10 protein-coding genes are annotated in these 12940 nt (G+C 46.5%); 8 read left to right on the top strand and 2 right to left on the bottom strand.

Annotated elements, in window-relative coordinates:
• Positions 1–13 precede the first annotated feature (13 nt).
• Positions 14–637, top strand: a complete 624-nt coding sequence (locus tag BLS69_RS18275; RefSeq protein WP_176872765.1) for a pyroglutamyl-peptidase I — start codon at positions 14–16, stop codon at positions 635–637.
• 966 nt (positions 638–1603) lie between these two features.
• On the opposite strand, the gene BLS69_RS18270 is transcribed toward BLS69_RS18275, so the two are convergent.
• Complete coding sequence (locus BLS69_RS18270; protein ID WP_091034222.1) at positions 1604–2446, bottom strand: 1,4-dihydroxy-6-naphtoate synthase; 843 nt, start codon at positions 2444–2446, stop codon at positions 1604–1606.
• Complete coding sequence (locus BLS69_RS18265) at positions 2443–3348, bottom strand: futalosine hydrolase (RefSeq protein ID WP_091034220.1); 906 nt, start codon at positions 3346–3348, stop codon at positions 2443–2445. The genes BLS69_RS18270 and BLS69_RS18265 overlap by 4 nt, the downstream gene beginning before the upstream one ends.
• Positions 3349–4583: 1235 nt before the next feature.
• Between BLS69_RS18265 and BLS69_RS18260 the strand changes: the two genes are divergently transcribed.
• The 7 genes from BLS69_RS18260 (at position 4584) to BLS69_RS18230 (ending at position 12910) form a co-directional block, all read left to right on the top strand.
• Entirely contained in the window at positions 4584–4973 is a 390-nt protein-coding gene (locus BLS69_RS18260; protein WP_091034217.1) for a GntR family transcriptional regulator, read from the top strand.
• Positions 4966–5868, top strand: coding sequence for an ABC transporter ATP-binding protein (locus tag BLS69_RS18255; protein ID WP_091034215.1), 903 nt, complete (start codon positions 4966–4968; stop codon positions 5866–5868). Before BLS69_RS18260 ends, BLS69_RS18255 begins: the two co-directional genes overlap by 8 nt.
• Entirely contained in the window at positions 5843–7870 is a 2028-nt protein-coding gene (locus BLS69_RS18250; protein WP_091034212.1) for a hypothetical protein, read from the top strand. The genes BLS69_RS18255 and BLS69_RS18250 overlap by 26 nt, the downstream gene beginning before the upstream one ends.
• 288 nt (positions 7871–8158) lie before the next feature.
• The gene (locus tag BLS69_RS18245) at positions 8159–9265 is read left to right on the top strand and encodes a hypothetical protein (RefSeq protein ID WP_091034209.1); all 1107 of its coding nucleotides are present in this window, start codon (positions 8159–8161) and stop codon (positions 9263–9265) included.
• An 80-nt stretch (positions 9266–9345) separates the two neighbouring features.
• Complete coding sequence (locus BLS69_RS18240; protein WP_091034208.1) at positions 9346–10371, top strand: alpha/beta hydrolase; 1026 nt, start codon at positions 9346–9348, stop codon at positions 10369–10371.
• A 52-nt stretch (positions 10372–10423) separates the two neighbouring features.
• The gene (nikR, locus tag BLS69_RS18235; RefSeq protein ID WP_091034206.1) at positions 10424–10960 is read left to right on the top strand and encodes a nickel-responsive transcriptional regulator NikR; all 537 of its coding nucleotides are present in this window, start codon (positions 10424–10426) and stop codon (positions 10958–10960) included.
• A 285-nt stretch (positions 10961–11245) separates the two neighbouring features.
• Positions 11246–12910 (top strand): ABC transporter substrate-binding protein, encoded by a 1665-nt coding sequence (locus BLS69_RS18230; RefSeq protein WP_091034204.1) that lies wholly within the window; start codon positions 11246–11248, stop codon positions 12908–12910.
• Positions 12911–12940 lie beyond the last annotated feature (30 nt).

Here is a 12940-nt window from a genome sequence, read left to right as displayed (position 1 = left end):
GAGCTGACGTGTGATGGTGAAGATTCTGATATCCGGGTTTGAACCTTTTGGCGGGGATGCGGTGAATCCGACGGGGGCATTAATGGAGGCTCTTGCGAACGAAGTAATCGAGGGTGCTGAGCTAAAAACAGTACTGTTGCCCGTGCACTTCGATGAATGTGCAGACCTGCTGATCGCAGAGATGGAAGCCTATCGGCCAGATGTAGTCATCGCCTGTGGGCTGGCCAAGGGCAGAACATCCATCACACCGGAGCGAATGGCCGTGAATGTCAAAGATATTCCGCCGGGCTCATACGCGGATAACCAGGGGCAACGTCCTGTGGACGAGCCAATTGCAGATGGCAGCCCGGACGGTTTGTTCTCCACGTTGCCCATACGTGCCATGGTGAATGACATGTCCGCAGCAGGTATTCCCGCTACCGTGTCCAATACAGCAGGTACATATATCTGCAACAACACGATGTACCGGTTACTGGATCACATTCGAGTAGGGAAACTTCCAATCCGTGCCGGATTTGTACACTTTCCCGCCTCCACAAAGATGGCTGTGTTGCAGCCTTCCGTTCCTTCGCTACCTACTCACATGATGCTGGATGCGCTACGGATTATGATCCGCACGGTTGTAGCTGATTCGTAGGGGATGGTTGGATTCGTAGACCGCAGTTGTGAAAGGGAGAGCTGTGGGTTGGGAATGGGTTACAGTAGGGTTCAAGATGACGTGGAGAGCGTGGAGTTGCAAGGGTTTCTTTCTGCTTCGATCTTGGGTTGAGTAGAGTGATAGATATGAGTATAGATATGAAGTTGAATATAGAGTGAAAAAAGAGCTGTCCCAACGTCATTTGTCTGACGTTAGGGGACAGCTCTTTCTATTTTGTGTGTCACGTGTAGACAAACATGGTTAGTAAGGCCACTAGTTTGCAGCAAAGTACCTTGATGCAAGTATTTCGCCTAGACTCTAAAACCGTAACCACGAACCAAAAACCGCAAACGGCCAATTCGAAACCCGAAATCCGAAACTACAAACTCGAAACCCGGTAAGGCTTATATAACTTTTGCTGGAAAGTAGGGACTCAGCGAAATAGGTGCGGGGGAGTTTAAGGATAGACTCCGATTCGTGAGCCTTCTAAGCTTCTGAATACGACCTTTATTAACCCGAAGTAACCAAGCCCTTAAAAAAACAAGACATTAGAACACGACCATCACCCTGGCTAGCTAAGAGTTGTATCCACGAATGTACCCTATGCAGAACTTTAACGAATCGAGCGCACGCTATTCGCTGGAAATACGCACATACTAATTTCTAACGACTTTCGAATACCCCGGATAGGCTTCAACGAAGCTTGCTCCTCAGAACACCGTGGGACGGACTATAATGAACCGAGTACACGCTATTCGCCGAAAATCTGCACATTCCAATTTCTAACGAATTGTAGAAGCGTTATTGTGTGGAATGAAGCGAGTTTATCGGTGATATGACCGATTTCTAGCTAAATAGAGTGTCTGGGATTCTTTAGAATTCTCATACCACGTTATTCGGCTAAATAAGATGTGCTGTGTTCTTTAGATATAGAGCGAAGAGAAAATAACTCAAATTAAATCAAAGTTAGATTCGCAACAGATCAAGGTCGAACTCAGGAACGAGTCCTTCTTTCATGGCACGACCAAGCAGTGCAGTGATTGCACCGTAACCATCATCACCCAGGTTGGCGCTGAACTCATTAACGTACAGTCCGATATGCTGTGCAGCTACGTCAGGGTCCATTTCTTGAGCATGTTCCATAACGTATGTTCTCGACTCATCCGGGTGCGCCCATGCATATTCAACGGAGGCGCGTGCCCATCCGGCGAGGGCATGAGCATCCATGTTGCGACGTGCAATGATCGCTCCAAGCGGAATTGGAAGACCCGTATCACTTTCCCACCAGTTACCAAGATCCGTCATCAGTTTGAGATCATAGTTCTGGTACGTGAAGCGTGCTTCATGGATAACAAGTCCGGCATCGATCTTGCCGTCTCGCACAGCAGGCATGATCTGGTCGAATGGCATGACTACAATCTCGCCTACACCGCCGGGAACATTTTGCGCTGCCCACAGACGGAATAATAGATATGCTGTCGAGCGTTCACTTGGCACAGCAACTCGTCGTCCAGACAGATAGGCTGGATCGGTCGTACCATTTGCGGTCAGAACCAAAGGACCACAACCTCTGCCAAGTGCGCCTCCAGCAGGAAGCAGAGCATAGTCAGACAACACGTATGGCAGTGCTGCATAAGATATTTTCATCACTTCAGGTGTGTCAGGTCCATCGGGATTTGCCGCCAGACCATTGGTAATATCAATATCAGCATATCGGACATCCAGCTCAGGTGCGCCTGGGATCAACCCGTGCACCCACGCGTGAAAGATAAATGTATCATTTGGACAAGGGGAAAATGCAATTTTCATGATGTAATAACCTCCCGTAAAATGGAACTTGCAGTCTGAAGCGCATCGAGGGCATCCTTGATGCGCCAAGCGTCGCGGTCGCGTGGACCGACCGCGTTAGATATGGCCCGCAGTTCGAGTGCTGGCACGCCGAACTGCTGGGCAGCTGTTGCCACGCCGAAGCCTTCCATGCCTTCGGCGGCGGCATCCGGCACGCGGCGCAATAGCTCCGCGGCCGTCTCCGCTGTTCCGGTCGCCGTGGACACGGTGACCGCAGTGCCTCCGCTGACAGCGAGCCCAGCCTGCTGCAGCTCATGGCGCAGGCGAGCGGCAAGCTCCGCGTCCGCCGCCACAATGGACGAGCCGAATCCGAGCTCGTCCACACTAAGGAAGCCATCTGGCGTCTGCGAGCCCAGATCGGCAGCAACCATGGCGTCGGCTACCACGAGGGAGCCGACGTCTGCCCGGCCGGGGAACCCGCCGCCGATGCCGGCACTGATCACCAGCATGTAGGCTGGTGAAGATCCGGCTCCGGCAAGGGGCCCCGGCCTTGAAGATGTGGCAGATGCCTGTGCCACATCGGATGGGCTTGGCGCAGTAGAACCTTGCGCCAAAGCCCTTGTGCTTGCAGCCGCTACGGCATATGCCAATGTAGCGGCTGTTCCTGCTGCGGCCGAGGCTGGGCCAACGCCCGCAGCAATGACGTCAAATCGTTCCGCGGCCGTATCTCCCAAACCGCGGAGGACCGCATCTTTCTCCGCATCAACCGCGGTTACAATTAACACACGTTGTGATGAATTTGCTTGGACCGGACTTATATCTGAAGTGTTTATTTCCCCGGTTAAATCCCTGTGGTGTCCACTATTTTCGAATAATGCGTTTGGTTTATTATTCAGATCTTCATCCTGTCTATGTTCATTCATCTCGGATTCTCCTTATGAGGTATTAGAAGTGTAACATATGCCTCCATAGTATCTTTCTTACAGCAAGCTTCTAGTTACACTTCTTAGGGTTATTACTTACTTCTATATTTTCGTGTAAATGTATAGTTCAGCTTATATAAATGGAATTCGGGCATATATTTGTCCACTACAAAAGGACATTTACCTTCATTTTGTCTTTCAAAGAGTGGACACTTTTTCTAAAAAGATACTATATCCATCCAGGAAAATGAAACACTATATATAGATGTTTTCAGATATAAAATTAAAAATTATCTATATGTAGAAATCAAACTCCAGAGTGCTTTCTCATGTCTGTGTCCACCCTTTGAAAGACATATCTACAATATGTATGCTCAGTGCGGACAGCACGAGTTGGCACTCCAAACGAACAGATAAACGATTAAAAAGGCTGAAGACTGCCCCGACTCAATTAACGCGAATCATATATCGACCTTCTGATTTTTTAAACCAACAAGTCAAACGAATAACGGACCCAGTCTACACACGATCACTGAATAGTAGCTCAATTTATGCAAACCCGAATTTAAAGCAAGTACATAGTCTCGCTAACTCTAATATAGCTACCTGCTAAACAGCCAGCTACTGTACAGACAATAGATCTATAACGTAAGACAACATATATAACGCATAACAGAACGAACAACCAATCAGATTAAACGCGCACAAAAGTAACAAAGATACAGTGATTATTGAACAATATTTCATCTCCATCATAACGGAAGGGGAAAGACCTGAACAACCTTTACATGTAATTCTGTCAAAGCGGTAAAGCAAAGGTTTTGGGTAGCTAGCCGCATCACTTCTTCAAGTAGCCACATCTAGTCACATCTAGCGACATCGCTTCAGATAGCCGTTTTGCATCACTTCATGTGAATGCCACTCCTGATACGATCACCGTCCTAAACCGGAATGAACCTGCTTCCCAAAATTATATATGTCATTTGAACCATATAACCTCTCTTTATTAACGTACTCCCAATAAAACAAGAAGTCAAAGTCAACGGTTGACAATTCGATTTAACTGTATTAATAATAGTAGTACAGTTAATACACCTAAGAGTTGAATAGTACAGTACTATAGTTGTACAGCTTAGGTAACGCCTTTTTACACCTAGATATTTGCACATACACCTCAGATACAGTCATTTAAAACCCATAGGGTATTTCACACATTTACAGAAAGGAGGTGCGGGATGTTCGAATTAGATGTACGCAGCCGTAAGGCGATCTACGAGCAACTAGTGGACAAAGTCAAAGAAATGATCGTATACGGTATTCTAAAGCCCGACGAGCAGCTTCCTTCCGTTCGTGCGTTATCCACGCAGCTGACCGTAAATCCAAATACGATTCAGAAAGCGTATCGCGAGCTTGAACGTGAAGGTTACATTTATTCTTTGAAGGGAAAAGGGAGCTTCGTATCATCGTCTGTGGAACATCCGAATGAAGCCATGAGAGATGAGATCAGAGAGTCTCTGGTGAAGTTGATTGCAGAAGCTTCGTATTCCGGTTTGACCAAAGCGGATATGACGCTTTTGTTTGAGGAAGCGATGGCCCGTATAGAGAAGGAGGAGCCTCATGATTGAGCTGAATCAAGTCGTCAAAGCGTTTGAGCAGGAAAAGGCAGTGGATGGCGTAACGATGAACATACATAAGGGGTCGATCTATGGTTTGCTCGGTTCCAACGGGGCAGGCAAGACTTCGCTGCTCAAAATGATGGCTGGCATTTACCGTCAGGACAGCGGGACTGTTCGTATCGAGGGTACTGAGATTTATGAAAATATGGATCTCAAAGGCCGCACAATTTTCATGGCAGATTCGCCGTACTTTTTTCCGCAATCTTCAATAACTCAGATGGCTGCATTTTATCGTTCCGTATATCCGCGCTGGAATGAGGAACGGTTCAAGCAACTGGCTACCGTGTTCAAACTGGATGTAAAACGCAAGTTGCATCGCATGTCCAAAGGTATGCGCCGTCAGGCAGCCGTATGGCTGGGACTTAGCTGTATGCCTGAAGTGCTGCTTATGGATGAGCCGATTGACGGCCTCGACCCGGTCATGCGCCAGCAGATCAAAAACCTGCTGTTCCAGGAAGCAGCTGAGCGTCAAGTAACCATTGTCATCTCGTCGCACAACTTGCGTGAGATCGAAGATCTGTGTGACCATGTGGCGATTATGCACAAAGGCCGAATTATTGTAGAGAAGGATCTTGATGATCTGAAGGCCGATACGCATAAAATCCAGGTTGCTTTCCGCCACCCGGACCATGCGAAAGCCATGGATGAGCAGATTGATATCTTGCATGAAGAGAAACGGGGAAGTGTATCCCTGTACATTGTCAAAGGCAACCGACAACAGGTAACCGATCAATTCCGTATACATGATCCGTATCTGCTGGATGTACTGCCTTTGACGCTCGAAGAAATCTTTATCTATGAAATGGAGGACGCAGGGTATGATATTCAACCGATTGTTCTGTAACCGGGGCATCCTGATCCAAAATTTCAGACAGCATGGATGGATAGGCATTTTATATCTCATCACATTGTTGTTCTCACTTCCGCTATATATCGCTACCGAGTACAGGGACGTGCCACAACAGATTACAAGTTTGTTTCAGGCCAATGGTGAAGTGCAGATTTTGTTCGCCATCACACTCCCCGTAGCGGCTGGAATCTTTCTGTTTCGGTATATTCAGTCCGGTGCACCTTCTGATCTGTTCCATAGTTTGCCGTTACGTCGTAAACATCTATTAACGGTTAACTTGTTGACCGGATATGCCATGATTTTGCTTCCAATCTGGATTACAACTGCAATTACCGGCTGGGTATGGGCAGTACTGGATCAACCTGCTTTTCTGTTTGATGGCAGTACGATCTGGATGTGGGGCTTGAGTATGAGCATCTACTCGCTATTTATGTTCATGCTTACTGTGGCGGTTGGCATGTGCATCGGGCAATCTGTGTTGCAGGGGCTTACCGTATACGCGCTCCTCTTGTTACCTGTTGTCGTATGGTTCATTATGTCACTTCATCTCCAGCATTATTTGCTTGGATATCCGTACGATGAATTGGGACGTAATGCGGAAGAAATGTCACTTGTTCTTCGCATGGCTTCAATCAGTTATGCTCCTATCACTAATGGAGAACTTATAATCTATTCGATATTCGCAATCCTGTTTGTTCCTCTGAGTTATGTGCTCTATGCGAGAAGACAGGTTGAATCTGCTACGCAAGCAGTTACGTTTACTCTTGTAAAACCTATATTCCGATTTGGTTTAATGTTTACGTTGGTTCTGATTGGCGGAGCTTACTTCACGATTATTGCTCCAAGAGGATCAGCTGGATGGGGAATATTCGGATATATTCTTGGTGGAATTGTAGGTTATATCGTTGCCGAGATGATTATTCGCAAAACATGGCTGATCTGGAGCAGCAGGCTGCTGCCCAAGCTGATTCTATATGGTATCATCGCTGGATTGGTACTGTACGTACCTATTGCCGACTGGAATGGATACGCTGCGCGAGTGCCTGAATTGAACAAGGTGAACAGCATCAAGCTTGGTGGGGAGAGTTATACCTACAGTAACGGTGTCACTCAGAAAAAGGACGATGCTCACCTCTATTCTAATGATCCGGAATACATGGGGGCAGTTATCGCTCTTCATCAAAAAATTGTGGATTCCGATCTTCCTATACTGAATGACCCAATCAATCCAGGTATGCGTAACGATGAGTATGTATTTATTAACTACAAGCTGGATAACGGCAAAGTGATGAAACGTAAATATTATATTCCAGAAGCCGAATTTCATCAGGAATTAATGGCTCTGAAACAGTCCCAGGATTACAAAAGAGTCGCCTTTGAAACGTATAAGCTGGAAGAGGATGCATTAAGTTTTGGCATTCGCTCTGCCATTAGTTCATACCGAAAGGTGTATATTAGCAATCCGGAGCAAGTCCGTGAATTCAAGGAACTCTTGAAACAGGACATTTTGGATCAGACCTATGAAGAACAGCGCTCTTCGTGGCAGTCGTTTGCTTACGCGGAGATGAATCAGGACTCGTCTTCAAAAGATCCATTCCAACCAAAAGAGATGTGGAATTTTGAGATCAAACCTAGCTATGATCGGGTATTGGCTTGGCTGAAGGAGAACAAATTATACGATCAGTTGCTTGTCCAAGCAGACGAGATTATCTCCGCACAGTTTGCGAAGCAGGAGATCAACAGTCCGGGTTTTCTTCAGTGGGCGAATCCGCAGCCAGAATATATCGATGGGAGTCTAAGCATCAAGAAGCAGGTCGCAACCCAAAACAAAGAAATCATTAGCGATTTGCTCAAACGTCAACGGTCTGGTTATAAAACAGAGAAAGATACCATCTACCAGATCAAGTTGAATGTAACTCGTGGCGAGAACATCTACATGATGCTGAAAGAAGAGGATCTGACCGAGGCAATGAAAGCTATTTTGGTCAATCAATAAGTTGAGCTGTATACGTTGTTGATTAAATGCGGGAAGGGTTCTCCCGTTGATCAAAGGTTTGATATTAGGACAGTGAAACCAGATTTACTTGACCAGATACAGCGAATGGAATATATTAGAAAAAGGAAAGGTTCGAGCGACTCGTTCAATCGAATCTCATATGGAACGGCTTATGAGGGAAGCACCCGTAAGAGCAGGCAATTGCCTGACTTGCGGGTGCTTTTTTGTCGTTCGCTGATTTCGTTGGCTATTCTGCTAAATATTTTAGAAGAAAGGGTGTAGGGACGGATGCAAACAGAAGCATGGAAGGAAACGATAAGTGAACAGGAGGCAATGGAGTGTTGTTCTTCCCTATTGGAACGTTCAAGCTCTTATAACTTCATAGAACATCACGGATTTTTGGAAGAAACGAAGGGTCGACAGCATATCGAGGATATAGTTACAGCGGATATAGCTTTAATGGAGACGAGTGACATTCTATTCCCTTCTCCAATAACAGGTAGCCATAGTCACATGATGGAACAAAGTAACGTCCGGTTTCGTCAATTGCCATCGTTGACTCATCTTATTTTCGGATCACGCCTGTTTATAGGGCTTGTAATTCTGTTCAGCGCAGGCACGATCTATTTTGCTTCTTCAGTGGAGGCTGCGGGCATAGATCTTGGCGTAACCGCGCAGAAAGCCTGGGACTCCGTTTTGAACAAAGCCGATGCACAAACCAAGTTAACGTTGAAGCAAGCATACGAGAAAGTGGGGAACTGGAAGACACAAGAGCAGGCTTGGGAACAAAAAATAAAGACACTTCATGCCGCCAATACCGCGGAATTGGAGCGATTACGTGTAGAAATAAGACAAACCGATGACGCGAAGATCACAGCTCTAGCTGAAAAGGTAAAGCAAACCCAAGCCCGATATGAACCGCTATTCGCTCTCTATAGTTCAGTCAATAGACAGTTGGATGCAGCCAAAGCAATCAAAAATAAGGAATGGAGTGCAGCGATCCGTACGCAGGCCGACACATTGAAACCCGTTGTGCAGGTTGCCAGAGAAGACATTCGGATCAAGAAAAAGGAACTTGCTGAAGCACGTAAACGGAAGACTGCGGAGATAAAACGTTTACGAGCTATGCTGGCAGGGGCCGACTCCGTGAAGAAACAGATTCAAACAGCTAAAAAACAGGCAAGTCTGGCAAAAGAACGATATTCCAACGCTCTACAACAGTTCAAACAGAGTACAAAGCAAAGCCAAACGTCGCGTGTACTCAGCTCATTGAACACATTGGCTTCTGCAGCGGAGAAGTGGGCAGGCTCGAAACAAAATATTCATACACTGGAGCAAAAAGTATCCACTACATATGTGAAAGTCAGACAGGAAATTGCCAAAAGACCCAAATAAGAGGAAACCCGGTCCTCTCCGCAACGTACACAACTTTAGACGTAAAGACGCTTCGATGATGATGGAACGAGGTGAAGTTATTGCAGTCCAAGTTGGAAACGAAACGTACGGGGGCAAGAGGGTTTAAACGTAAACGGTACTGGATTCCCAGCATGGTACTAATTTTGATCATAGTTTTTATTGGGATTGGTACACAATGGACACCCAAAATAACGGTATTTTTATTAAAGTCATTAATTGAAACTACTAATCCAGACACAAATAGCAAGGACACTATGCTCTCGGATGGGATAATTTGTGTTGCGGATGTACCCTATGCAGACAAAGGGAGTAATGACAGTACGCTGGATATCTATTATCCTTCCGTAACATCGGAACCTTTGCCTGTTGTGTTGTGGGTTCATGGCGGTGGATGGGTCTTGGGCGACAAAAAGGATATCGCAGATTATGCCGTTCAATTAGCCAAGCAGGGTTACGTTGTGGTCAGTATGAATTATGCGCTCGCACCGGATACGAAATATCCCATTCCGGTGATCCAAACGAATCAGGCTTTGACTTACGTGAAAAACCATGTCAGTGAGTATCAGGGTGACCCGAAAAACATATTTCTCGCAGGCAATTCAGCAGGTGCCCAGATTGCAAGTCAGACCGCGGCAGTGGTGACGAATCCTTCTCTCGCCAAGCTGATGAATATAACACCAGCCGCCCAGCCGGAAGAGTTGCGTGGGGTTCTTCTATACTGTGGTCCATACAATCTAAGTACGGTAGCCAATACAGGTTTTCCACTCATACGGACATTTCTCTGGTCATATACAGGAGTCAAAACATTCGAAGATTATCCCCGTTTGCATGAAATGTCGACCGTGCTTCAGGCCACAGCAGCGTACCCGCCTGCATTTATTACCTCAGGCAATAATGACCCGTTGACCAGTCAATCGATTGAGCTGGCACAAGTATTGAAGCGCCTTGATGTTGAGGTGGAAACCTTGTTTTTCTCGAACTCGTCAGAGAAGCTGGGACATGATTATCAATTTGATCTGGAGAGTGACGCTGGACAACAGGCGATACATTCGGCAGTACGATTCATGCAACAGTATAGTCGATGAGCAGACAAGTCTGTGGTACACTCGAAGCAAATGAGGGCGCAGGAGGAGAAGCATGGCAGATAAAGAAGATTTGACCCGGTTCGGGGTGGCGTTTCCTACACCTCTGATTGAGCAGTTTGACCAGTATATTGAGGAACAGGGATACAAAAACCGATCCGAGGCTTTCCGTGATCTTGTTCGAAAAACATTACTGCAACCTTCTGCATTACAATCCGACCAGGATGTGGCCGGCACCATTGTGATGGTCTACGATCACCATATCAGTGATCTTCCCATTCGTTTGATGGAGCTGCAGCACGAGGCGCATCATGACATCATTTCCAATATGCACGTACACCTGAACCATGACCAATGCCTGGAGGTTATTGCCGTACGAGGGAATCTGGGGCGATTGCGTCATCTGCATCAACAGATCCAGGTGCAAAAAGGGGTATTGTATGCAGAATTGTCTGTGACTTATGTGGATGAACTCAACAAACTGGCTCATGCTCAGAGTCATGATCAGGATGGCAAGCCGGATCAAAGTCTGGATCACAATCAAAGTACCGGGCAGCATGGTCACAACCATCATCATCGCTCTTCGGAGTAAGACAAATACGAGTGTAATTTCTATGAAAATATAGCAAATCTAAAAAACAGACTATTGGTTAGATGCCAACCGTCTGTTTTTTTTGTTTGTTATAATACCTGACTCTATAGAGCGCTACAAATGCTCGGTTAAAGAATTTTTTAATTATTAATTCTGAAATATGAAAAAATATGGATTGTGAAGTTAACTTTGTTGACATATGATTTGTGTTTTGTGCTACAATTTCTCTAAAAAGTAACACGAAATAAGTGAGTGCAGCACAACTTTAGAGGGGGAACGACCAGAATGGGCAGATTTTCATGGAAATGGGGAAAACGAAAAGTTAGAACAGGATTAGGCATCTTGCTTGTATGTTCCATTGGTTTATCTGGTTGTGCACAGGGCACAGCGCCAACAGCTTCATCAGCAGAGAATGGACAATCAGGTACAGCCTTAACCAAAGATGAATTGGTGCTGGCCGTTGGCACCGAACCGGAAGGCGGGTTTGATCCAACAACCGGATGGGGGCAATATGGGTCACCACTTTTCCAGAGTACCTTGCTGAAGCGGGATGCCAAGTTACAACTGGTTAACGACCTGGCTACGGCATACTCAGTTAGTGAAGATGGGCTGACCTGGACGGTTACACTCCGGAACGATGTAAAATTCTCTGATGGGGAGCCGCTTACGGCTGAAGATGTAAAATTTACGTTTGATACGGCTGCTCAGAGTGGATCTGTGATTGATTTGACGAATATGGCTGATGTGCAGGCACCGGATGATAGCACGGTTGTATTTACACTGAAGTCGCCGCAGTCTACATTCATCAGTCTGCTGACGACACTTGGCATTGTACCTGAACACGCCTATGGTGCCGATTATGCGGAACATCCGGTCGGATCAGGACCGTACAAGCTGGTACAGTGGGACAAAGGACAACAGGCCATCGTGGAAGCCAATGAAGAATATTATGGTAACAAGTCTGCATTCCACAAACTCACCTTCCTCTATCTGGATGAAGATGCGGCCTACGCCGCTGCGCAGGCAGGTACGGTGGATATCGCTGCTATCCCGGCAGCGTTTAGCAAACAACAGGTGAATGGCATGACATTAGAGGCCGTGAAAACCGTAGATAACCGGGGCATCATGTTCCCCATGCAACCTGCCGGTGCCAAGTCGGGAGATGGTCTTCCCGCAGGGAATGATGTGACATCTGATCTGGCGATTCGCCAAGCGGTGAACGTTGTGATTGATCGTGAGGCTTTGGTTGAGGGCGTACTGGAAGGGTACGGTCGTCCAGCGTATTCCGTCAGTGATGATCTGCCTTGGAGCAATGCGGAAGCTGTATTTACGGATGCCAATCTCGAAGAAGCAAAGCGCATTCTGGCGACTGGTGGCTGGGTGGATGCAGATGGGGATGGTATCGTTGAGAAAAACGGTGTTAAGGCCGAATTCAATCTGCTTTATTTTGCAGGTGATTTAACAAGACAATCTCTGGCACTGGCTGCTGCGGATATGGTTGCCCAGGCTGGAATTAAAATCAATGTTGAAGGCAAAAGCCGTGAAGAGACAAAAAAGATGGCTTACTCCAACGCTGTATTATTTGGTTGGGGCAGTCATGATCCACTGGAGACGTATAACCTCTATAGCAGTACCCACAAGGGAGAAGGATATTACAATGTTGGACTGTACAGTAATCAAGTCGTGGATTCATGGATGGAGAAGGCCCTTCAGGCCACCAGTGAAGAAGAGGCATTGCCGTTCTGGCAAAAAGCGGAATGGGATGGAACAACAGGTTTCAGTTATCAGGGGGATGCGCCATGGGCATGGCTCGTAAATATAGATCATCTGTATCTGGTTAGGAATGGACTGAACATTGGTGAGCAGCAGATCCATCCTCATGGTCACGGCTGGCCGGTGACAACCAATCTGGAGGAATGGTCCTGGGATAACAGCACGAACAAGAAATAGGAAACCTAGCAGTAGCTTTAGCCTGAATTG

Origin of the sequence: Paenibacillus sp. CF095, from assembly GCF_900101225.1 — a bacterium.
Lineage (GTDB): Bacteria > Bacillota > Bacilli > Paenibacillales > Paenibacillaceae > Paenibacillus.
This window is presented reverse-complemented; position numbering and strand designations above follow the sequence as displayed.

What these genes read in the sequence shown, in the direction of transcription:
- BLS69_RS18255 (WP_091034215.1), top strand. Translation starts at nt 4,966, where the DNA reads ATGATTGAGCTGAATCAAGTCGTCAAAGCGTTTGAGCAGGAAAAGGCA.
- BLS69_RS18270 (WP_091034222.1), bottom strand. Translation starts at nt 2,446, where the DNA reads ATGAAAATTGCATTTTCCCCTTGTCCAAATGATACATTTATCTTTCAC.
- nikR (WP_091034206.1), top strand. Translation starts at nt 10,424, where the DNA reads ATGGCAGATAAAGAAGATTTGACCCGGTTCGGGGTGGCGTTTCCTACA.
- BLS69_RS18260 (WP_091034217.1), top strand. Translation starts at nt 4,584, where the DNA reads ATGTTCGAATTAGATGTACGCAGCCGTAAGGCGATCTACGAGCAACTA.
- BLS69_RS18275 (WP_176872765.1), top strand. Translation starts at nt 14, where the DNA reads ATGGTGAAGATTCTGATATCCGGGTTTGAACCTTTTGGCGGGGATGCG.
- BLS69_RS18265 (WP_091034220.1), bottom strand. Translation starts at nt 3,348, where the DNA reads ATGAATGAACATAGACAGGATGAAGATCTGAATAATAAACCAAACGCA.
- BLS69_RS18245 (WP_091034209.1), top strand. Translation starts at nt 8,159, where the DNA reads ATGCAAACAGAAGCATGGAAGGAAACGATAAGTGAACAGGAGGCAATG.
- BLS69_RS18230 (WP_091034204.1), top strand. Translation starts at nt 11,246, where the DNA reads ATGGGCAGATTTTCATGGAAATGGGGAAAACGAAAAGTTAGAACAGGA.
- BLS69_RS18250 (WP_091034212.1), top strand. Translation starts at nt 5,843, where the DNA reads ATGATATTCAACCGATTGTTCTGTAACCGGGGCATCCTGATCCAAAAT.